Source organism: Gallaecimonas xiamenensis 3-C-1, assembly GCF_000299915.1.
Taxonomy (GTDB): domain Bacteria; phylum Pseudomonadota; class Gammaproteobacteria; order Enterobacterales; family Gallaecimonadaceae; genus Gallaecimonas; species Gallaecimonas xiamenensis.
The window spans coordinates 1-21,706 of record NZ_AMRI01000009.1 but is presented as its reverse complement, the minus strand read 5'-3'; the positions used below and the strand labels follow the sequence as shown (position 1 = coordinate 21,706).

The window sequence follows — 21,706 nt, the reverse complement described above, 5'->3', positions numbered from 1 at the left end:
TTTTTTACTGGGACTGCGATTTGGCCCCAAGATTCCCCATGCTAAGCTGTCAGTCCTTCACTTCCCTGAACCGGATGCCCATGGACAAGGCCCGCGCCCTGGTATTGGCACGTCAGCACCTTTTTGCGCACTGGCAAGGCGATCTGGCGTCCCTGGTATCCCATCTGGGCGCCCTGCAACTGGATGCCATCCAGGTGATAAGCCGAGCCCATCACCACCAACTCTATAACCGCTTCAAAGGCTACAGCGAGCCGGCCCTGGCCCAGGCCGAGGCCAAGCGGGAGATCTTCGAATACTGGTCCCATGCCGCCGCTTACCTGCCCATGGCCAGCTACCCCTATGCCCGGGTACGGATGGACAGGATCCGCGAAGGCCAGCGCCATTGGTTTGAAAAAAACGCCAAACTGTGCCGTTTCGTGCTGGACCGCATTCGCGCCGAGGGGCCCCTGAAAGCGTCGGACTTTGTGCGGGCCAAGGGGGGCTGGTGGCAATGGTCGGATGAAAAAAAAGCCCTGGAGCAGCTGTTTCACGAAGGGGAACTGATGGTGAGCCACAGGGACGGTTTTCAAAAGGTGTTCGACCTGCCGGAAAGACTGCTGCCAAGCCATATCCCCACCCAGCGGGCCAGTGACCAGGCCTACGGCCGCCACCTGGTGCGCAGCTTCCTGGGCTGCCAAGGGCTGGGCCGGGTTGAGGAAATCGCCTACCTGCGCCGGGGAGATGGCCCTTTGGTCAAGGCGGCGGTGGCGGCCATGCTCAGCAGCGGCGAGCTGGAACTGCGCCAGGGAGAGCTGCTACTGGCCGGCACCGACCTTGATCAGTTGGCCCCAGCGCCGCGCAAGGTGCGGCTGCTCTCCCCCTTCGACCCGGTGTTGCTGCAACGAAAACGTCTCAACAGGCTGTTCGATTTCGATTACCAACTGGAATGCTACCTGCCGGCGGCCAAGCGCCGTTTCGGCTACTTTGGCCTGCCTATCCTCTACGGTGACCGCTTTGTGGGGGTGGTGGATCTCAAGGCCAACAGGCCCAAGGGGCGGCTGGAGCTCAAAGCCCTGCACTGGCAGGCCCAACCCGGCCCCGCCCTTAAGGCCAGCTTTAACAAGGCGCTGGCCGATTTTGCCCGCTTTCATGGACTCAAGGAGCACACCGGTGTTTGAGGTGGTTAAAGACAGCCCCCGCTTTGTGGTGGTCAACAAGACCCAGGCCCAAAGTTTTCATGCCGAAGACGGCCCCGGCTTTTTCGTGGCCGTCGAGGCGGCCCTTGGCCAAAAGCTCTGGCCGGTACACCGGCTGGACAAGGTCACCACCGGGCTGGTGCTCTTTGCCAAGGACAGCGAAGCCGCCGCCACCCTGGGCCGGCTCTTTGAAGAGCGGCAGATCAAAAAGTGCTACCTGGCCCTGTCCGACAAGAAGCCCAGCAAGAAGCAGGGCCTTATCAAGGGCGACATGAGCAAGGCCAGGCGCGGCGCCTGGCGTTTGCAGCGCACCACCCAGAACCCGGCCATCACCCGTTTTGACAGCCAGGCCCTGGGAGACGGGCTGCGCCTTTACCGGCTTTGGCCACACACCGGCAAGACCCATCAGCTGCGGGTGGCCATGAAGAGCCTGGGCGCCCCCATACTGGGGGACGAACTGTACGGTGGCAGCCCCCATCAACGGGTTTGCCTGCACGCCTATGCCCTGGCCTTCAGTGCCTTCGGTGAAGCGGTGCAGGTCCTTGCCGCCCCGGACTTTTTGGACGCACCGCCGCCCCCCTTCGAGGAAGCCCCATGAACCAGTTGGCGGCCATGGAGGCCTTTGTCAGGGTGGCCGAGCTGGGCAGTTACACCAAGGCCGCCGAGCAGCTGGGCCTGTCCCGCACCCAGCTGTCCAAGCTGGTGATGCAGCTCGAAGAGCACCTCAAGGTACGGCTGCTGCAGCGCACCACCCGGCGCCTGCACCTGACCGAAGCCGGCGAGCGCTACCTGGCAAGGGCCCAGGGCATACTCCAGGAACTGGAAGAAGCCCAGGCCGAGTTGCACCAGGGCAGCAGCCAGGTGACAGGGCGGCTCAGGATCAACGGCCCCATGTCCTTTGGCCTTCGCTACCTGTCGCCCCTGGTGGCCCAGTTCATGGCTCAGCACCCGGAGCTGGAGGTTCGGCTCGACCTTACCGACCGGCGGGTGGACCTGTTGGAGGAAGGCTACGACCTTGCCATTCGCATCGGCAACCTGCCCGACTCTAGCCTGGTGGCCCGCCAGTTAACCCGCTGCCGCATGCTGCTGGTGGCGGCCCCCGCCTACCTGGCGGCCAAGGGCGAACCTAAAAGCCTTGACGATCTGCTCCACCACCAAGGTCTGCGTTATCGCGGCAGCGGCGGCAATGTCCAGTGGCAGCTGGGGGAGCGCACCCTGACCATGGCCGGGCCCTTGGAAAGCAATAACGGCCAGGTACTGAGTGACGGCGCCGAAGCCGGTCTTGGCTTGGCCTTTCAGCCCAGTTTCCTGGTGGAGGACGGCCTTCGTGCCGGCCGCCTTCAGGTGGTGCTGGCCGACCAGGTCACCACCAGCCTGGGGGTCTACGGTATCTTCCCGGTGCGGCGCCACCTGCCGGCCAAGGTCAGCCTCTTTCTGGATTTTCTGGCCCAGGCCTGGGGAGATCCCCCCTATTGGGAAAAGGACATTGTCAGCTAATTGGAACCAATGTTGTTCCAATCAACAAGATTATCTCCGGTCTGTGGCGCACTAAAGTAAGCAACGTCAAACATCACAGACTTTCTTGGAGACACTGTTATGCAAGCTTACGCCACCACCCTGCTGCGCCTGTCCCTGGGTATCATGACCCTGGCCCACGGCCTGATGAAAATCTTCGTGTTCACCATTCCCGGCACCGTCGGTTATTTCGAGTCCCTGGGTCTGCCCGGTTTCCTGGCCTACCTGACCATACTGGCGGAAGTGGGCGGCGGCCTGGCCCTGGTACTGGGCATTTACACCCGCTGGATAAGCCTGGCCCTGGTGCCGATATTGCTGGGCGCTGCCAGCGTGCACATGGGTAACGGCTGGGTCTTCTCCAACGCCGGTGGCGGCTGGGAATTCCCCGTGTTCTGGACCCTTGCCCTGGTGGTACAAGCCGGTCTTGGCGGCGGCGCCCTGGTAGCCAACAAACGCTTTGCCTAAGGAGTCACAATGTTACCGAGCCTCTTTATTTCCCACGGCTCACCCATGCTGGCCCTGACCCCGGGGCCAGCACGGGATTTTCTCATTGCCCTGGGACAACAATACCAACCTGACGCCATTGTCCTGGTGTCGGCCCACTGGACCACCAGGGGCCTGGCCCTGAGCCAAAGCGCCCAACCGGAAACCATCCACGACTTTTACGGTTTTCCCCAACAGCTCTACCAGCAGCAGTATCCGGCTCCAGGTGCACCGCAGCTGGCTGCCGAATTGGCCACCAAGCTCGGCGCCACCCTGGTGGACAGGGGCATGGACCACGGCGCCTGGGTGCCGCTGTCATTGCTTTACCCCAGCGCCGACATCCCGGTGCTGAGCCTGTCCCTGCCTCTTAACTGGAGCAACAGCGAGCTTTACGCCCTTGGCCAGAAGCTCAGGTACCTCAAGGAAAAAAACGTGCTGGTTATCGGCTCGGGCAGCCTGACCCACAACCTGCGGGCCCTGCAGCCTGATGGCAGCGCCGCCCCAGGCTGGGTGACGGCCTTTAGGGATTGGGTGGCACAGAAGATAGCGGCGGACGACAAGGGGGCGCTGCTGGACTGGCAACAGGGGCCGCAGGCCCTGGCCAACCACCCTACCCCCGAACATTTCCTGCCGCTGCTGGTGGCCATGGGCGCCGGGGGCAAGGGGCAGCTGCTGCACCACAGCGTCAGCCACGGCATATTGGCCATGGACTGTTACGCCTTCGGCTGAGCCTCGTCGGCAAAGGCCTGGCGAATATCCGCCACCTTGGGGACTATGGCTTCAAAAGCGGCCACCACTTTCGGATCAAAGTGGTGGCCAGCTTCCTTTCTTAGCAGCTCAAGGGCTGCCTCCAGGGTCCAGGCCGGTTTGTAGGGGCGCTGTGAAGTAAGGGCGTCAAAGACGTCGGCCACCGCCACGATGCGCCCCTCCAGGGGAATGTCGTCCCCTTTTAGGCCAGCGGGGTAGCCGCTGCCATCGAATTTTTCATGGTGGGTCAGGGCAATGCAGCAGGCCATGGTCATCAGCGGCGAGCTGTCGTCCTTGAGGATCTCGGCGCCAATGGCCGGGTGGGTCTGCATCACCTGCCATTCGGCATCGTCCAACTTCCCAGGCTTTTGCAAAATAGCGTCGGGAATACCGATTTTGCCCACATCGTGCATGGGCGCCGCCATTTTCAGAAGCCTTGCCCAATCGGCGGGCATGCCCAGCACCAGCGCCAGCTCATAGGCGTAATGGCTCATGCGCCGCACATGCATGCCGGTTTCGTTGTCCTTGTATTCGGCGGCCCGCCCCAAGCGCACGATCACCGCTTCGCGGGTTGCCTCCAGCTCCCTGGTGCGCTCCCGCACCAGGGCGTCCAGGCTACGCTCTTGCTGATAGAGGCGCAGCTGGGTCGCCACCCTGGCCCGCACTATGGGGGGGCTGATTGGCTTGGTGATGTAATCCACGGCGCCCACCGAAAACCCCCTGGCTTCATCCTCCACTTCCCCCATGGCGGTAACGAAAATCACCGGAATGCGGTGGGTCAAAGGATCGGCCTTGAGGGCTTTGCAGACGGCGATGCCGTCCATCTCCGGCATCATGATGTCCAGCAGGATAAGGTCAGGCCTGGGCTGGGTGCGGGCCAGGGCCAGGGCCTTGGCGCCGTTGGTGGCGGCCTTGAGGTTGTACTCCCCTTTTAGGGCCTCGCGCAGTATGTGCAGGTTCTCGGGGACATCGTCCACCAGCAGCAGGGTGGCCTCTTTCATGCGTCCTCCAGCAAGGCGTCAAGCTGGACCAAGGCCTGGTCAAAATCAAAGAGCTCCAACTGGCTGCGAAGCGCCCCCAGGGTACCCTTGAGTTCCGGCTGGCGGGCCAGTATCGCTTCCAGCTCGTCAAGGGCCTGGGCGTCGGCAGCCAGCAGCACCGGTCTCATAGCCACCAGGCTGTCCTTGATGGCCGGGGCCAAGGGGGCCTTGCTGGGCTTGTCTGGCGCCGGTTGCCAGGCTCGAATAGCCGCCAGCAGGCCGCCAAGGGCGTTCTTGACCTCTGCCAGCAGCGGCGCTGAGTCGGCCCCGCCCTTTAGCCTGGCCTCGGCGTCCCTGGCCTTGTCGGCCAGGCCAGCGGCGCCGATATTGCCCAGCAGCCCCTTGAGGGTATGGAGGTGGCGAAGATCGGTTTGCGGGTCCTTGGGAGCGAGCATGACGTCGGCCTGCTCGGCAAAGCGGACCAGCACCCGCTTGTAGAGATTGGTGTCCTGCATCACCCGGCCCAGGCCGTCATTGATATCCAGCTCTGGGTGGCTGGGCCAGTCCCCTTCGGGGAATATCTGGGGCTGCTCCGGCCCCTGCCCTTCCACCCCCAGCCACCTGGCGATCACCTCGAACATCAGGGGCACGTCCAGGGGTTTGGCAATATGGTCGTTCATGCCGGCGGCCAGGCAACGCTCCTTGTCCCCCTCCATGACGTTGGCGGTCATGGCGATCACCGGCAGGTCCTGCCATTGAGGCTGTTGGCGCAGGCGACGGGTAGCCTCGAAGCCGTCCATGATTGGCATCTGGCAGTCCATCAGCACCAGATCCGCGCCCCGGCCGGCCAGTTTGTCCAGGGCGTCCTGGCCGTCTTTGGCCAGCAGCACCTGCACCCCGGCCTTGACCAAAAAGCTCTGGGCCACTTCCCGGTTAAGGTCATTGTCGTCCACCAACAGCACTTTCTTGCCGGCCAGGGCCGGGTAACGCAGGCCTTGGCCGTCCGGCGCCCGGCGCACCGGCAATCGCCCCGAGCTGGCCCCCAGGGCCTCGCAAACGGCGTCCAGCAGGGTCGAGGGGCTGACCGGTTTGAGCAGCACCTCGCGGATGCCGAGAGCCAAAGCCTCCTTGACCAGCTTGTCGTTGCTAAAAGCCGACACCATCAGCAGCGCCTTGGGCTGCTCGGGCAGCTGCTGCACCGCCTGGGCCAAGGCCAGGCCGTCCATACCCGGCATCTGCCAGTCCACCACCAGCAGCTCCGGCATGGCCTGGCGGCACATCTCCAGGGCCTGCTCGCCGCCAAGGGCGCTACGCACGCTAAAACCGTAGGCGCTCATCAATCCTTCTAACACCGTCAACTGGGTTTCGTTGTCGTCCACCACCAAGGCCTGGCAACCCTGCAAGGCCGCCACCTGCCGGTAACTGCCCTCTTCCCCTTCGGCCACCAGCGGCAGGGAAAAGGTGAAGAGGGAGCCGCGCCCCAATTCCGAGCGCACCTCGATGTCGCCCCCCATCAGCAAACAAAGCCGCTGACAGATGGCCAGCCCCAAACCGGTGCCGCCGAAACGGCGAGTAGTGGAACTGTCGGCCTGACTGAAGGCCTGGAACAGCTTGCCCACCTGTTCACCGGTCATGCCGATACCGGTGTCCCGTACCGAAAATTGCAGCCAGCCTGGCTGGTGCTGCTGGACACTCACCACCACTTCGCCTTTCTCGGTGAACTTGAGGGCGTTGGAGATAAGGTTCATCAGGATTTGGCTGAGGCGGTGCGGGTCCCCATGGAGGCGGCTGGGGCAGTCGGGCAGCAGGTTGAACACCAGCTCTACCTGTTTTTCCACCGCTTTGTCGGCAAAGATGTCCCGCAAATTGGTAAGGGTGTCTTCCAGGTGAAAGTCCACCTTTTCGATACTGAGCTTGCCCGCCTCTATCTTTGAAAAATCCAGGATGTCATTGAGGATACGCAGCAGGGTCTTGGAGGCCTGCTGTATCTTGCCAAGGTAGGGGCTGGCCCCGTCCTGCTCCTGGGCCAGTTGGGTAAAGCCGAGGATGGCGTTCATGGGGGTGCGGATCTCGTGGCTCATGTTGGCCAGGAAGTCGCTCTTGGCCCTGGAGGCCTCGTCGGCCGCCTCTTTGGCCTCCTGCACTGCCCGCTCCATGCCCCGGCGAGCGTCAAGGTCGGTGACCACCATGACGCTGCGGCCCTCGTCCAGGCTGCGCCAGGCCAGCTGCACCCAGCGCCCCTGGCCGGAGGCCCCTGCCAGGGCCCCTTCCCAGGTAAAGTCGCCACTGCTGTCCTGCATGCGCGCCAGTTGCCCCTGGATGTAACGCCTGTCTTCCACCCCGAAAAAACTGGTGATTAAGGCCCCTTTGAGCTGGCTGGTGGTCAACCCCAGCAGGTCGGCCAGGGCCGGGTTGCATTCGGTGACCTTGCCGTTCTTATCTATGCTGGCAAGGCCGGTGGGCACTTCCTTGAAGATGGCGGTAAGCAGCTGTTCGCGCCGCTCCAGGCGCTCCCGGGCCGACTGCTTGTCGGCGATGTCGAAAACGGCGCCGTCCCGGCCTTGGTATTGGCCGTTGCCGTCAAAGAGGGGGTCACCCCTTTCCGCCACCCAGCGCTGGCCCCCCAGGCGATGGCAAAGGCGGTATTCCACGGCGTAGGGACGCCTGGCGGCGATGGCCTGTGCCAGCTCCTCCTCTACCCTGGCCCTGTCGTCTGGATGAATACAGAGCTTGAAGGGACGGCTGCCCGTCATGAAATCCTCTGGGACATAGCCGGTCAGGGTCTGTACCTGGGGGTTGACGAAAATAACCCTGTCGTTGCCATCAAGCCTGAAGGCGATACCCGGTAAGTGATCGATAAACTCCCCCGCCAACACCCCTTTGTCGGACAACCCAGGTCCCCCCAACAGCCGGTTGAAGCAAACCCCCAGCTCCTTGAGTTCTGGGGCGCCGGCCGGGGTTACGGCACTGGCCGGCTGGCCGTCTTGCAAGGCCCGAAAGCCCCGCACCAGGGTGTACAGGGGGCGGGTGTGGTATTTGATAAGCAGCCACACCATCAGGCCGGCCAAGGCCAGGGTCACCACCAGGGCCGCCAGAAAACCGCTCAGGTCGCGCTTTTGCCTCGGATCTTGCCAGCGCAGGCTAAGGCCGCTGCTGCCTAGGGGGAGTAGCGGCAACTGAAGATCTTCCCCCTGGCTGTTAAGGGTCTGGCCATTGGCGTCCAGCAGCTGCACGGGGCCAACTTCTACCAGGGCCGCCAACTGGTCTATGGCCACATCTATGGTCAGTACCCCCAGTACCGATTCCTCGCGAAAAACCGGCACCGAGTAGGTGATCATCCAGACATTGCCGCCGCCGTCGTCAAAATAGGGGGCCGACCAGCGCGGCTGGTGCAGCCGTACCGGTTCGATAAACCATTGGGAGCCCAGGGTAAAGTCGTAGGCTTGGGCAAGATCGGTCAGCAGCACTTTGTTGCCGCTGCGATAGGCATAGGGGGCTTTGTTTTCTCCCGGGGGTTGGAATTCGGGCAAGAAGGCGATGGCCGAGCCGAACACCAGGGGGTGGGCGTCCACGTTCTGGCGCACCAGGCCGTCACGAAAGGTGGGGCTGCCCAGTCCGGCCAGTTCCAGGATTCGGGCGCTGTTGTCGGCGACGGCAGCGGCCTGGTCCAGCTGTTCGGTCAGGTGCTGGGCCAGCTGTTCTTCGGCACTGCTGTCGTCTTGGGGGCGACTTAACGCCGTCATCAGCACGGCGATGATCAACAGCACAGCCGAGAGCACCAGTATGGTGCCGCTCAGCAAGCGCGCCCTTAAAGAGAGGTTTCTCAATGCCATGTTCCCTGCCCCAGCTATACAGATTGAGGTTAGCAGGTGATTGATTTCATGGAGGGAATAGGCAAAAAAAAGCCGGCGCTAGGCCGGCTTTTTTTATCCGTTGGCGTCCGGTTGCTGCTCCGGGGCGGCGCTGATAAAAGCGTCCAGCGCCTCCAACCGCGCCACGACCGCCACCAGGGTCGGGTAGGGACCCAGATCCACCTCAAAACGCCGGGCGTTATAGACCTGGGGTACCAGGCAGCAGTCGGCCAGGGTCAGGGTGTCGCCGAAGCAATAGTGCCCCGCCGTTTTGGCCAGCTTGACCTCCAAGGCGGCAAAGCCGGTGGCCAGCCAGTGGCGGTACCAGGCGTCCTTCTTATCGTCGCTCAGCGCCATCTCCCCCTTGAGGTACTGCAAAACCCGCAGGTTGTTCAAGGGATGGATGTCGCAGGCGATGTCCTGGCAAAAGGCCCGCACCTGGGCCCGCAGGCCGGGTTCTGCCGGCAGAAGCTTGGGGCCGCCTTGGGTTTCTTCCAGGTACTCGAGGATGGCCAGGGACTGGCCCAGGGCCAGGTCCTTGTCTTCCAGGCAGGGTACCAGCTCGGCCGGGTTAAGGGCCTTGTACTGGGCACTGTGCTGCTGGCCGCCGTCCTTGACCAGGTGCACCGGCACCTGCTGGTAGTCGATGCCCTTGATGGCAAGGGCAATGCGCACCCGGTAGGCCGCCGACGAGCGCCAGTAGCCGTGCAGCTTCATCCCTTGACCACCTGCTGGTCGATGGCGCCAAAGAGGCTGTTGCCCTTGGCGTCCAGCATTTCAATCCGTACCCGGTCACCGAATTTCATAAAGGGCGTCTTGGGGGCGCCGTGCTCTATGGTTTCGAGCATCCGCACTTCGGCCAGGCAGGAAGAACCCTTGGACCTGTCGTAGTTGGAGATGGTGCCGGAACCTATGATGGCGCCGGCCCCCAGCGGCCGGGTCTTGGCGGCGTGAGCCACCAGGGTCGGGAAATTGAAGGTCATGTCGACGCCGCAGTCGGGCTGGCCGAACAGCTTGCCGTTGAGGTGGGTGATAAGGGGCAGATGCACCTTACCGTCCTGCCACTTGTCGGCCAGCTCGTCGGGGGTGATGGCCACAGGCGAGAAGGCGCTGGACGGCTTGGACTGGAAAAAGCCAAAGCCTTTGGCCAGCTCACCAGGGATAAGGCCCCGCAGTGACACGTCGTTGACCAGCATGAAGAGGCGAATTTCCTTTGCCGCCTGCTCGGCGCTGGCACCCATGGGCACATCACCGGTGATCACCGCCACTTCCGACTCAAAATCGATACCCCAGTCTTCGCTGCCCAGGGGCACGTCGTCACGGGGGCCGATAAAGCTGTCAGAGCCGCCCTGGTACATCAGCGGATCGGTCCAGAAGGTGTCGGGCATCTCGGCGCCACGGGCCTTGCGCACCAACTCCACATGGTTGACATAAGCCGAGCCGTCGGCCCACTGGTAGGCCCTTGGCAGCGGCGAGGCGCACTGGGTCTCGTCAAAGGCGATGATACCTTCGACCTGGCCGGCATTCAGGGCCTGGTAGATTTCCTGGAGCTTCGGCTCGGTTTGCTGCCACTGGTCCAGGGCCCCTTGCAGGGTCTGGGCTATGGCCGGCACCTTCACCGCCTTTTTAAGATCGGTGCTCACTACCACCAGGCAGCCGTCGCGGCTGCCGTCTTTCAATGTTGCTAGCTTCATCCTTACTCCGGGGTCTTCCAGCTGTTGACGTAGGCGCTGTTCTCGGTGGGCAGGGCCGCGTCCCCTACTTCCAGGGCGTCGCGGGTGTCCAGCATCACCGCCACTTCGTCGGTGAACTTCTTCTTGTACTCCAACCCGGCCTTAAAGGCCTTGGGATGGGGCCCATGGGTGAAGCCCGCCGGGTGGAAGGTCATCATGCCGCGCTCGATGTTGTCGCGGCTGAAGAAGTCTCCGGCGTGGTAGAAGAGCACTTCGTCGTAGTCGTCGTTATTGTGGTAGAAGGGCACCTTCAAGGCGCCGGGGTCGGACTCGATGGGCCTTGGTACAAAGGTGCAGACCACAAAGCGCGGCGCCACAAAGGTGGTGTGGGCGCTGGGCGGCAGGTGATAGCGGTGGCTCATCAGCGGCCGGATATCCCGCCAGTTCAGGCGCAGCACCGTCAGATCCCCGTGCCAACCCACGGCGTCCAGGGGGTTGAACGGATAGGTGATGACACTCACCTGGTTGTGGCGCTTGACCTCCACCTGCCAGCTGTCTTCGGTCTGCTGGGCGCGAAAGGCGTCATCCATGGCCGGGATGTCCAGCACCGCCGGGTCGAAGATGGCCTGGGGGCCCACCAGGCCCTTATCGGGCAGCTGGTAGGAACCGTTGGTGGCTTCGATCATCAGCAGGCTCATCTGGCCCTTGGGCTCCAGGCGCCACATGGTGCCCCTGGGGATCATCAGATAGTCGCCATCACGCAACGTCAGGTGGCCAAAGTCGCAGAAGAACTCGGCTTCCCCTTCGTGGACGAACAGCAGATCGTCGCCGTCGGCGTTACGGGCCAGGCGCTCCATCTTGCCGGCCGGGCGCCAGATGCGGTAACGGCAATGGGGGTTGTGCAGCACCAGATCGGCGTGCCAGGGGCTGTTGCCCTCCCCTTTGACGTTGTTCAAATCGAACAGCCGGGGGCGCAGGGGCCCTTCCCAGCTGACCCATCCGGTAGGCGCATGTCTGTGGTGCAGATGGGCGGTGGGGCCGAAAAAGCCCTCCTTACCCATCTCCCGCTCATAGAGGCCTTCTTGCGGCAGATCCGCATGGGCCTGGCGGGAATGGACGCCTTCCCGATGGGGAATGCTGGCCCATTTACGCATCGCTCAGCACTCCACGGCGGATTTGGTCTTCTTCGATGGACTCGAACAGGGCCTTGAAGTTGCCCTCGCCGAAACCTTCGTTGCCCTTGCGCTGGATGATCTCGAAGAACACCGGGCCGATCACGGTGTCGGTGAAGATCTGCAGCAGGATGCCGTCTTTTTCGGGGGCGCCGTCGATAAGGATGCTCAGCTCCTTCAGCTTGGCCAGATCTTCCCCATGACCCTGAACCCGCTCGTTGACCTTCTCGTAGTAGGTGTCGGGGGTGGACATGAACTTGGTGCCACGGGCCTTGAGATCCGCCACCGTTTTGTAGATGTCGTCGGTGGTCAGGGCGATGTGCTGGATGCCTTCGCCATTGTATTCGCGCAGGAATTCCTCAATCTGGGACTTGTCGTCGGAGGACTCGTTGATGGGAATACGGATCTTGCCGCAAGGGGCGGTCATGGCCTTGGACACCAGGCCGGTCAGCTTGCCTTCGATATCGAAGTAGCGAATTTCACGGAAGTTGCCGATGCGCTCATAGAAGTTGGCCCAGACCGCCATGTTGCCCTGATGGACGTTGTGGGTCAGGTGGTCCACTTCGAACAGGCCGGCGTTGTGGCGGGCCATGCGCTCTTTGAAATCGGGGTAGAACTGGAAGTCCACACCGTAGATGTCTTTTTCGCCGTACATATCCACGAAGAACAGCAAGGACTCGCCGATACCGTAGACAGCCGGGATGTTCAGCTCCATGGGGCCCACCGGGTTCTGGTAGGGCTTGGCGCCGTTGGCCACCGCATGTTCGAAGGCTTTTTGGGCGTCGCCGACCCGAAAGGCCATGGCGCACACCGAAGGGCCATGCTTCTTGGCAAACTCCAGGGCGTGGCTGTGGGGCTGGCCGTTGACGATGAAGTTGATGTCCCCCTGGCGGTACAGCCAGGCATCCTTATGCTTGTGCTTGGCCACTTCGGCAAAGCCAAGGGAGTTGAACAGGGCCTTGAGATCCTCGATGCCCTTGGCGTCGGCGGCGGTGTATTCGACAAACTCGAAGCCGTCTGTGCCAAGGGGGTTGTAGGTGGTATCGACTGACATGCTGCATTCCTCGTTGAGTTCAGGTCTTTGCCTTTTCTTTGGTATAACGCGCCGCTCAGCCTGGGGGAACACCCTGCTTTACGTGCGCGTCAACCAGCAATGCGTCAACTTAGAAATACAGCCGTCAAAACCCCTGGCAGAAGGCCCTGGCGGGCCTCTTGGGGTGGCAACTTTACGCTACAGGGGGGTTAAAAACGGTACTGCCAGGTCAACTCAAGAAAGTCTTCGTCTTTGGCATCCCCAAGGGCGGGCCCCGGGAAAGAGTGGCCGTAAATGGCGGTCAGCACATGGCCGCGCCGGGGCGTCCAGGTGACATTGGCGGCAAACTCGGTGCCCACGTAGCGCGAGCCAGGCGAATAAGCGGGGCGCAGCAGCTGGCCGGCGGGACCGTAGATGCCGTCACCCTTTTCAAGGCGCCAATAAAAATCGAGCTCTGTGGTCAGCACCAGGGCTGGGGTCAGGTTCAGCCCCAAATAGGGGTGCAGGTTGTAGAAGTTGCGCGGCCCCAAGAGCGCCATTTCCGAAAAGTAATTGCCTCGTGGGAACAGGGCGTTAAAAGAACCCAGCTTGTGGTCGTTGGGGTTTTTATCGCCGCTGGCAACGTTGGCAGAGAGGCCAAGCTCAGGGGCAAATGGCGCGCCAAAGCGATAGCGGGTATCGCTTGCCAGGCTCCAGGCACCAATGTCGCCGCCATCAAAGCGGCCAAACTGGTAGATAAACTCCCAGTTCCAAGACCAGGGGCCCTGGTCTCCAAAGAGCCGGGTGCCGAGGGTGTGGCGAAGCTCAACCCCTTGCCCCTGGGCATAGCGGGCATGCTCGTTACGATAGCCAAAGTAATAAAGGTCAAGGTTGCCGGATAGTGGCGCGCAGGTGGTGCCGTAAAAGCCCCAAAGCCCCTGGCTGTGGTCAACCCGGTCGTCAAAGCTGCCGGTTTTAAAGCGCCAGGGCCTTGCCACCAGGCCCTGCCAATGCCAGTTGCCGAGCTGCCCGTTCACTACGCCGGCGTCAAAGCGGCGCCGGACATTGGGCCCTTCGCGCACATCCAAGAGCCGGCCCGAGCCAAGGTTTAGTTCCTGGCGGCCAAGGGTCAGGCGATAATCCTTTGCCCCATATTGCACAAAGGTTTGCTGCACGCTCAGGCGGTTTTGGTCCGGTATTGACGGCCCGCCGGCCCTGCCGTCGGCAATGGCGCTGGTCACTTGGCCAAAGAGGCGCCAACGGGAGCCAAGGTGCCAATCGGCAAAGCCCACGTAGCGCTGCGTAAAAACGCCGTGCTCGTCCTGCGGCTCGCCGCCCCAAACCGGATCGTCAGTAAATTCATAGCGATAGCGCACCTCCCCGCCTAGGCTCAATAGGCTGTCGGCGGTGGGTCTGAGGCATTTAAAGGGGTATCCCTGGGGCTTATCGGCGCACCAGGCCGACCAATCTTCGTCTTGGCGCAGCTTTGTCAGCGCCGGTGTCGATAGGCTTTGGGCGGCCAATAGCAGGGATACCAGCAGCATCAGCGCCTGCCGGCCAGCGCCAAGGTGCCAGGGCCGGTCACCGTCAGCAGCACAAAACCGCCAATAATGGCCAGGTGCTCAAGGCTGGTGGTGAGGGCCATGGTGGGGTTGGGGGCGCCCACTGGCCAGTGCACCAGCAGGGTCGCTGCGGCGGTAAAGGCCATCAGCAGCAAGCTGCCAAAGCGGGTATAAAAGCCCAGCAATACACTCAAACCGCCGCCCAGCTGCACTCCGATGGTGGCGGCGGCAAACAAGGCCGGCATCGGCAGGCCAAAACCCACCACTTCCCGCTGGGCTTCGGCCCAGTCAAAGAGCTTGTCAAAACCGCTGAACAAAAATACCGCGCTCAGGCAGCAACGCACCAACAGCAACGAGAGGTTCATTGACCGGCCTCCACGGCCACGGCAGGCGCCTTGGCCAGCAGGGCATCGGTGCCGATAAAGCCCAGGGTCATGGCCACCACCAGCAGCGCCCCCATCAGTTTCGGCGGTGCCGGTGCCGGAATGTCAAACCAGCGGCAACCGGCGCCAATCAGCAGCCCCAGTACTATCCCCATCAAGGCGGTCATCGCGTACCTCCGGTTTGGCGCTGGCCGCTGGGGCCACCGCAGTTGTCGGCCTGGGTGGCCGGGCGGCAACGGTTTAACAGGCCGGTGAGGCTGTAACCCAAGGTCATGGCCAACACCAGCAAGGCGCCGATCAGCGCCTGGGGCGCCGGCAGCGGTATCCCCGCCAGCCGGCAGCCGGCGCCGATCAACAGCCCCAGCAATAAACCCAATAACGGTCGCATGGTTATCTCCTCTTAAAAGGCAAAACAGGAACAGCCAAAGGCCCCCCAGAAACCCTGGAAGTCGCTGACCGGTACGTCAGAGAAGCGCGCTTTGTTGTGGTCATGGCCGTGTACGGCGCAAGAGCCGCAGCACTGGTGCATGGTGGCCTGGATCTCGGCAAGATTGGGGCGCCAGTGGCCGGGCACCATGGCCACCGGCGACCAGTCGGGCAGCACCGGCAATACGGGAGGAGAAAGCGTGGTGAACTCATCACAGCCGTACACCACTTTGCCGCCCACCAGGGTCAGTACCGATTCAAGCCACTTGATTTCTTCCTCGTCGATACGGAAGTAATCGCTGGACAGGGCCACCATATCGGCCAGTTGCCCCACCTTGATTTGGCCTTTCTTGCCTTGCTCGGAGGAGAACCAGGCGCTGCCATGGGTAAAGAGCGCCAGGGCTTGTTCGCGGTCCAAGCCTTCGGGGTAGAGGTTGAGGCCACCCACGGTTTTGCCTGACACCAGCCAGTAAAGGGAGGTCCAGGGGTTGTAACTGGACACCCGGGTGGCGTCGGTACCGGCGCCTACCGGCACCCCTTCGGCCAGCATCCGTTTGATGGGCGGGGTTTGCTCGGCGGCTTTAGGGCCGTAGCGGTCAACAAAGTATTCCCCCTGGAAGGCCATGCGGTCTTGGATGGCAATGCCGCCGCCCAGCGCCCGAACCCGCTCGATGTTCTGAGGGCTGATGGTTTCGGCGTGGTCGAAGAACCAGGGCAAGCCGTCGAAGGGAATGTCGCGGTCGACCTTCTCGAACACATCCAGCATCCGCGAGATGGACTCGTCATAGGTGGCGTGCAGGCGAAACGGCCAGCGCTCGGCCACCAGGTGGCGCACCACGGGCTCAAGCTCTGCTTCCATGCTGGGGGCCAAGTCCGGCCGAGGCTCTAGGAAGTCTTCAAAGTCGGCGGCGGAGAACACCAGCATCTCGCCGGCGCCATTGTGGCGGAAGAAATCGCTGCCCTGCCCCGGTTTGACCTGTTTGGTCCAGCTTTGAAAATCTGCCAGCTCTTCCTTGGGCTTTTGGGTAAAGAGGTTGTAGGCGATACGGATAGTGAGCTGGTCAGCGTCGGCCAGCTCCTGGATCACCTGGTAGTCGTCCGGGTAGTTTTGGAAACCGCCGCCAGCGTCGATGGCGCTGGTCACCCCAAGGCGGTTTAGCTCGCGCATAAACTGGCGGGTGGAGTTGACCTGGTATTCCAGCGGCAGTTTGGGCCCCATGGCCAGGGTGGCGTAGAGGATCATGGCGTTGGGCCGGGCGATCAGCATGCCGGTGGGGTTACCGCTGGCATCGCGGACAATTTCACCGCCCGGCGGGTTGGGGGTGTTTTTGTCATAACCCACCACCTTAAGGGCGGCGCGGTTCAAGAGCGCCCTGTCATAAAGGTGCAGTACAAACACCGGAGTGTCCGGCGCGGCGCGGTTAAGCTCGTCAAGGGTGGGCATACGGCGCTCGGCGAACTGGAACTCGTTCCAGCCCCCCACCACCCGCACCCATTGGGGGGTCGGGGTACGGTCGGCCTGGGCTTTGAGCATGGCCAGGGCGTCGCTCAAAGACGGCACCCCCTCCCAGCGCAACTCCAGGTTGTAATTGAGGCCACCGCGAATAAGGTGCAGGTGCGAGTCGTTAAGGCCCGGAATGACGGTACGGCGGTTCAAGTCGATAACCTGGGTGTCGCGGCTGCAATAGGCCATGGCCTCGCTGTCGCTGCCCACCGTCAGGAAACGGCCGTCCTTGATGGCCACGGCACTGGCGTAGGGATTGCTCTTGTCGACGGTATGGATATGGCCATTTTTAAAAATGATATCGGCATGCATGGGTACGCTCCTTGTGGCTCAGGGTTTGTTAAGCCAAGGGGCCAGCAGCCGGGTAACCCTTGGCATCAGCAGGTAAACCACCGACAACACGATGCAAAGAGTGACCAGCAGGCCGCGGCCAAGATAACTGCCCAGCCAGGGAGACAGGGCAAATACCGGCTTGAGTAACTGCGGGAAGAGCAGGCTTAACGGCAAGATCACCAAAAAGGTCACCAGGGCCTGCTTCCAACGGGTCGGCGGGCGATGGCTTTGGGACGGCACAAACCAGAACTCATGGCCCTGGTGCTGCTCGCGGCTTTCCTGCTCGCTTAAAAAGGGGGCGATCTCGGTGATAAGGGCCTGGCGGGTGGCCGACGCCAGCCAGTCATCCAGGGCGTCGGCGCTGGCAAAACGCAGCACACTGACAAAAAGACTGGCGTCACGCATCACATCCACCCCCAGGTGGCCCGGGTAGCGACTGGCCGTTTCGGTGATACGGCGCAGCCAGCTTTCATAGCGCGCTTCATGGCCGGCTTTGACCCGGTGGCGGATCACCAGGGTGATGGCGTCGTTGGACATGGGGCTTACCTCGAGGCGCCTCCCGAAGGAGGCGCCTTTTACATCAGTGGCCTTCGGAGGCATTGAACATGGTCTTGGCGTAGATCAGGCCAAGGCCATAGGCGCCACCGTTGGCAATGGCGGTCTTGACGGTCTGGTCGTAGGTGCCGGTGCGGGCCCAGTCCCGTTGCAGCTCAAGCAGGTACTGCAAGGACGTCATGGGGCGGGCGCCCAGCTGTACCATGCGCTGGATGGCCATCTCATGGGCTTCGACAGACACGTCGCCACAGGCGTCGGCAATGAAGTAGACCTCAAAACCCTGGTCCAGGGCCGACAGGGCCGGGCCGACGATACAGACCGAGGTCCAGAGCCCTGCCAGCACTATCTTGGGCTTGCCTATGCTGTTGACCCGTTCGGCGATGCGTTCGTCTTCCCAGGTGTTCATGGTGGTGCGGTCGATGACGTTGCAGCCAGGGAACACCGCACTGATCTCCTCGAAGATAGGGCCGGAAAAGCTCTTCTCGGCAACGGTGGTGAGGATGGTGGAGACGTCAAATTCCTTGGCGGCCTTGGCCACCAGGGCGGCGTTGTTTCGCAGGGTTACCGCGTCAATGGACTTGGTGGCAAAGGCCATCTGGGATTGGTGGTCAATCATTACCAGGATGTGGTCGTTGGGGCTGAGCAGGGTTTTGCCGGGAGCGGCTTTGGCAATGGCCATGGTAGTTTCCTCGTTGTGTGATGGGGTAAAAACGCCCTGCCCGGCAGCCTCGCCGGACAGGCCAAAATTGTCAGTGCAAGTGGTGGCGCAGCTCTTCACCGGCCTGGCGCAGGGCGGCTTGCACCGTGCTGTTGCTGGCCAGGGGATTGAGCAGACCGTAGTCGTGGATCATGCCGTTGTAGCGGGTGGCGGTGACCGGCACCCCGGCGGCGTCCAGCTTGTGGGCATAGGCTTCCCCTTCGTCACGCAGCACGTCGCATTCGGCGGTTTGCACCAGCGCCGGCGGCAGGCCCTTGAGCTCGGCAAGGGAGGCGCGCAGGGGTGAGGCGTAGTATTGGGCGCGCTCCTTGGGATCGGTGGTGTAGGCGTCCCAGAACCACTTCATCATCGGCAGGGTCAGGAAGTGGCCCTGGGCAAACTGCTGGTAGGAGGGGGTGTCGAAACGGGCGTCGGTCACCGGCCACAGCAGCAACTGAAAGCCAATGGCCGGCTTGCCTTTGTCCTTGGCCATCAAGGACACCGCCGCCGCCATATTGCCGCCGACACTGTTGCCGGCCACCGCCAGGTGGCGCGGATCCAGGCCCCATTCCCGGCCATGCTGAGCCACCCACAAGGTGGCGTCATAGGCCTGGTTGATGGCGGTGGGATATTGGCTTTCCGGGGAAGGGGCATAGTCCACGTACACAGCGGCGGCGCCGGAATTCACCACCAGGTCGCGGATAAGCCTGGCGTGGGTGGGGTAGTCCCCCAGCACCCAGCCACCACCGTGGAAAAACATGAATACCGGCAAGGGCCCCTTGGCGGCGGCCGGTTTAACCAGCACCAGCTTCAGCGGCTTGCCGGCCACCGCTACGCTCTTGTGCTCCACCTCGATGCCGGACATGTCCACCGCCACCGATTGCTGGGCACCGGTCAGCACGGCACGGGCAGCGGTGGGGGACAGGGTTTCCAGTGGCTTGCCGCCACCGGCGGCCAGGGCATCGAGGAATTGGCGGGTATCCTTGTCTACCCAGGGTTCGCCCTGGCAGGCAAAGGTGGCAAGTAGCAGCGAGACGCTGGCCAGCAGGGATTGACGCGACATCGGGCTTTCTCCAATGAGGACTGGTGTTGGCCTTCATCATTGGTGCTGGCCGCCCCCGGCGCGAGTTAATCGGTGTTAATCGGCGTTAATGGAGCAGGCAACGAAATTAACAACTCAAGCATTTGTTTTTAAATGCGTTTTTGATAAGCCTTGGGAGGCAGCGAAAGGGAAAAAGGCACTTTGGCACAAGGCAGCCGAGGGGCATGGCCAGGCTGGCCAACAACGGCCGTTTCTTATTGGGCCTTGGTTTGGCGCAGGTGGCCGAGACAGCAAAGGTGGTGGACGTCGTCGCTGGCCTTGAGCTTGTCCAGGGCGTAGCTGCGGGTGGTGTCCAGGAGCCGGTATTTTTGCTCAGGGCCACTGCGGTCCACTTCCAACAAGGACTTGCTGACCAGTTGGGTTACCCGCTCCAACAGGGTAGCCCGGCAGGCATCGCCGCAGTTGAGTAGCTCCAGGGCCTGGTTGAGGGAAAAGGCCCCGTTGAAAATGGCCAGCAACCGAAAACAGCGCTGCTCACTGTCGCTCAGCAGGCCGTAGCTCCAATCGAGGGTCGCTTCCAGGGTCTGATGGCGTTTAAGGGCATGGCGCCGGCCCTGGCTTAACAGCCGCATGCCGTCGTCAAGCTGGGCGCAGATCCCGTCCAGCCCCAAGGCTTCCACATTGGCCGCCGCCAGTTCAATGGCAAGAGGGATACCGTCCAGGCGGCGGCAGATGGCGGCAACTGCCGCCACGTTGTCGTCATCCAGGCTGAACTGGGGCAAACGGGCCTGGGCCCTGGCCAGGAAGAGTTCAATGGCGGCGTAGCTGATGGCTTCGCTGGCATTGGGGCTATCGCAGGCCACCGGATAAGGCAGGGGACCCAAGTGCAGCACAGACTCCCCTTCGGCCCTTAGCGGCTCACGGCTGGTGGCCAGCACCCTCAGCCCCGGGGCCAATCGCAGCAGCCTCTCCACCAGGCTGGCGCAGGGCCCCACCAGGTGCTCACAGTTGTCCAGGACAAGGAGCAGTTGGCGCCCTTCAAAGTAGCCCGCCAGGCCATGGCCAGGGGCCAAGCCCAGGCCTTGGGCCAACACCTTGGCCACGGCATCATGATCGTCAATGGTGGCCAGATCCAGAAAATGGATGCCGTCGCCAAAGTCGCCCTTGAGCTGCTCGGCCACCCGCAGGGCTACCGTGGTTTTACCTATGCCGCCACAGCCCACCAGGGTCAGCAGGCGCCGCTCAAGGAGCAGGCGTTTGAGGGTGCCAAGGGCCTCATCCCGGCCCAGGGTGTGCCACAGCAGCGACGGCAACGGCAGCCTTGGGGCGCCGCTTACCGAGTCCTCTACCCTAACCTTGGCCACAAAGCGGTAGCCCTGCTGGGGCAAGGTGGCGATGATCCCCTCGCTGCGGTGGCTGTCCCCCAGGGCCTTCCTAAGGGCAGCGATATGGACCCGTACCGAGATCTCGTCCACCACTGTGGTGGGCCAAACCCTGGCCATCAGTTGCCCCTTGCTGACCAGGGCGCCGGGCTCTTGCAGCAGCGCCAGCAGGATATCCATGGCCTTGCCGCCCAGGTTGAGCGGCTCCCCTTCCTTCATCAGCAGACGCTGGTCTGGATAGAGCAGAAAAGGCCCGAAACGCAGAGCCTTGTTTGCAAGTGGGGGTAGTGTTTGCATCGTCATTTAACGCCGTCAGCTTCCAGGCCACCGATACCTCGGGCGGCAATCCCTGAGACCCAACAAACAGGTCACAAGTAATGATTACCGATCTCAGCTGACAAGCGACGGGCAAAACAGGACCATTACGGCCATGTTGAACCCATTAACGGCCAGTTAACCGAATTGGCGGCGATATTGGGCCGGGGTCAGCCCCAGCTTGTCGTTAAACTGCTGGCGCATCTGGCGGGTACTGGCAAAACCGCTTTGATAGGCGATGGTCTTCAAAGGCAAGGCACTGTTTTCCAATAGCTTCCTGGCAGAATCGACCCTGGCGGCCCGGACGAATTCCATGGGGGTCATTTTCACTTCCTGGGCAAAGCTGCGGGCAAAATGCCGTTGGCTCATGGCCGCCATGGCCGCCAGAGACTCCACCGAAAAGTCCTCATCGAGATGCTCAAGTACGTACCGCTGCACCTTGCCAATGACGGTTTCATCATCGGTTACCTCGGCGTGCAAGGGGCTGAACTGAACCTGCCCGCCTTGGCGGCGCATCACCACCAACAGCACCTTGGCAACCTGCACCGCCAGTTGCCGACCGTGATCGGCCTCGATAAGCGACAAGGCAAGATCGATACCGGCGGTAATGCCGCCGCAGCTGATCACTCCGCTCTTATCGTTGATGAAGATCTGGTTCTGCTCCACCTTGGCCTTGGGATAGGCCTGGGCCAGCTGCTCGGTGTAGTTCCAATGGGTGGTTACCCGGTGGCCGTCAAGCAAACCGGCCTCCCCCAACAAAAAGGCACCGGTACAGACCGACACCAGGCGCCCTACCCGCCCTTCCATATCCCGAAGCCAGGTACAAAGATTGGGATGGCTGCCGCTGTAGGCGCCGGGCCCGCCGACCACCAGCAACAGATCATAAGACTCGGCAGGCT

21 protein-coding genes are annotated in these 21,706 nt (G+C 62.4%); 5 read left to right on the top strand and 16 right to left on the bottom strand.

Annotated features, from left to right (window positions below; translation table 11 throughout):
- Positions 1–38: 38 nt before the first annotated feature.
- The 5 genes from B3C1_RS07650 to B3C1_RS07630 all read left to right on the top strand — a co-directional run bounded on the left by B3C1_RS07650 (position 39) and on the right by B3C1_RS07630 (position 3,902).
- The gene (locus B3C1_RS07650) at positions 39–1,157 is read left to right on the top strand and encodes a winged helix-turn-helix domain-containing protein (RefSeq protein ID WP_008483993.1); all 1,119 of its coding nucleotides are present in this window, start codon (positions 39–41) and stop codon (positions 1,155–1,157) included.
- The gene (locus B3C1_RS07645) at positions 1,150–1,773 is read left to right on the top strand and encodes a TIGR01621 family pseudouridine synthase (RefSeq protein WP_008483992.1); all 624 of its coding nucleotides are present in this window, start codon (positions 1,150–1,152) and stop codon (positions 1,771–1,773) included. Before B3C1_RS07650 ends, B3C1_RS07645 begins: the two co-directional genes overlap by 8 nt.
- Entirely contained in the window at positions 1,770–2,672 is a 903-nt protein-coding gene (locus B3C1_RS07640) for a LysR family transcriptional regulator (protein WP_008483991.1), read from the top strand. Before B3C1_RS07645 ends, B3C1_RS07640 begins: the two co-directional genes overlap by 4 nt.
- A 99-nt stretch (positions 2,673–2,771) precedes the next feature.
- Positions 2,772–3,155: a DoxX family protein gene (locus tag B3C1_RS07635; RefSeq protein WP_008483989.1), complete on the top strand. Its 384-nt coding sequence runs from the start codon at positions 2,772–2,774 to the stop codon at positions 3,153–3,155.
- Between the two features lie 9 nt (positions 3,156–3,164).
- Positions 3,165–3,902: a dioxygenase family protein gene (locus tag B3C1_RS07630; protein ID WP_008483988.1), complete on the top strand. Its 738-nt coding sequence runs from the start codon at positions 3,165–3,167 to the stop codon at positions 3,900–3,902.
- On the opposite strand, the gene B3C1_RS07625 is transcribed toward B3C1_RS07630, so the two are convergent.
- From B3C1_RS07625 to B3C1_RS07550, 16 genes are all read right to left on the bottom strand, one after another.
- Positions 3,887–4,921: a response regulator gene (locus B3C1_RS07625; RefSeq protein ID WP_008483987.1), complete on the bottom strand. Its 1,035-nt coding sequence runs from the start codon at positions 4,919–4,921 to the stop codon at positions 3,887–3,889. The two genes, B3C1_RS07630 and B3C1_RS07625, sit on opposite strands and share 16 nt — an antisense overlap.
- Positions 4,918–8,727 carry a response regulator gene (locus B3C1_RS07620; RefSeq protein ID WP_192813357.1) on the bottom strand — a complete coding sequence of 1,270 codons (3,810 nt, stop codon included), beginning with the start codon at positions 8,725–8,727 and terminating at the stop codon, positions 4,918–4,920. Before B3C1_RS07620 ends, B3C1_RS07625 begins: the two co-directional genes overlap by 4 nt.
- A 99-nt stretch (positions 8,728–8,826) precedes the next feature.
- A complete protein-coding gene (gene maiA, locus B3C1_RS07615) occupies positions 8,827–9,468 on the bottom strand; it encodes a maleylacetoacetate isomerase (protein ID WP_008483985.1) in 642 nt (213 codons plus the stop codon).
- A complete protein-coding gene (locus B3C1_RS07610) occupies positions 9,465–10,445 on the bottom strand; it encodes a fumarylacetoacetate hydrolase family protein (RefSeq protein WP_008483984.1) in 981 nt (326 codons plus the stop codon). The genes maiA and B3C1_RS07610 overlap by 4 nt, the downstream gene beginning before the upstream one ends.
- Positions 10,446–10,447: 2 nt before the next feature.
- On the bottom strand, positions 10,448–11,578 hold the full coding sequence (locus tag B3C1_RS07605) for a homogentisate 1,2-dioxygenase (RefSeq protein ID WP_008483983.1): 1,131 nt from the start codon (positions 11,576–11,578) through the stop codon (positions 10,448–10,450).
- Complete coding sequence (gene hppD, locus B3C1_RS07600) at positions 11,571–12,650, bottom strand: 4-hydroxyphenylpyruvate dioxygenase (RefSeq protein WP_008483980.1); 1,080 nt, start codon at positions 12,648–12,650, stop codon at positions 11,571–11,573. The genes B3C1_RS07605 and hppD overlap by 8 nt, the downstream gene beginning before the upstream one ends.
- A 188-nt stretch (positions 12,651–12,838) precedes the next feature.
- Complete coding sequence (locus B3C1_RS07595) at positions 12,839–14,152, bottom strand: alginate export family protein (RefSeq protein ID WP_008483978.1); 1,314 nt, start codon at positions 14,150–14,152, stop codon at positions 12,839–12,841.
- A complete protein-coding gene (locus B3C1_RS07590) occupies positions 14,152–14,535 on the bottom strand; it encodes a DoxX family protein (RefSeq protein ID WP_008483976.1) in 384 nt (127 codons plus the stop codon). The genes B3C1_RS07595 and B3C1_RS07590 overlap by 1 nt, the downstream gene beginning before the upstream one ends.
- A complete protein-coding gene (locus tag B3C1_RS07585; protein WP_008483975.1) occupies positions 14,532–14,720 on the bottom strand; it encodes a DUF1427 family protein in 189 nt (62 codons plus the stop codon). Before B3C1_RS07585 ends, B3C1_RS07590 begins: the two co-directional genes overlap by 4 nt.
- The gene (locus tag B3C1_RS07580) at positions 14,717–14,941 is read right to left on the bottom strand and encodes a DUF1427 family protein (RefSeq protein WP_035481448.1); all 225 of its coding nucleotides are present in this window, start codon (positions 14,939–14,941) and stop codon (positions 14,717–14,719) included. The genes B3C1_RS07585 and B3C1_RS07580 overlap by 4 nt, the downstream gene beginning before the upstream one ends.
- Positions 14,942–14,953: 12 nt before the next feature.
- Positions 14,954–16,795 carry an amidohydrolase gene (locus B3C1_RS07575; protein WP_008483973.1) on the bottom strand — a complete coding sequence of 614 codons (1,842 nt, stop codon included), beginning with the start codon at positions 16,793–16,795 and terminating at the stop codon, positions 14,954–14,956.
- Between the two features lie 18 nt (positions 16,796–16,813).
- The gene (locus B3C1_RS07570; RefSeq protein ID WP_008483972.1) at positions 16,814–17,353 is read right to left on the bottom strand and encodes an antibiotic biosynthesis monooxygenase; all 540 of its coding nucleotides are present in this window, start codon (positions 17,351–17,353) and stop codon (positions 16,814–16,816) included.
- A 43-nt stretch (positions 17,354–17,396) separates the two neighbouring features.
- Positions 17,397–18,050, bottom strand: coding sequence for a hydrolase (locus B3C1_RS07565; RefSeq protein WP_008483971.1), 654 nt, complete (start codon positions 18,048–18,050; stop codon positions 17,397–17,399).
- A 70-nt stretch (positions 18,051–18,120) separates the two neighbouring features.
- Entirely contained in the window at positions 18,121–19,131 is a 1,011-nt protein-coding gene (locus tag B3C1_RS07560; protein ID WP_008483969.1) for an alpha/beta hydrolase, read from the bottom strand.
- 233 nt (positions 19,132–19,364) lie between these two features.
- Positions 19,365–20,789 (bottom strand): ATP-binding protein, encoded by a 1,425-nt coding sequence (locus tag B3C1_RS07555; protein WP_008483968.1) that lies wholly within the window; start codon positions 20,787–20,789, stop codon positions 19,365–19,367.
- 156 nt (positions 20,790–20,945) lie between these two features.
- A partial coding sequence (locus B3C1_RS07550) for a GlxA family transcriptional regulator (protein ID WP_008483967.1) occupies positions 20,946–21,706 on the bottom strand: 761 nt, incomplete at its 5' end.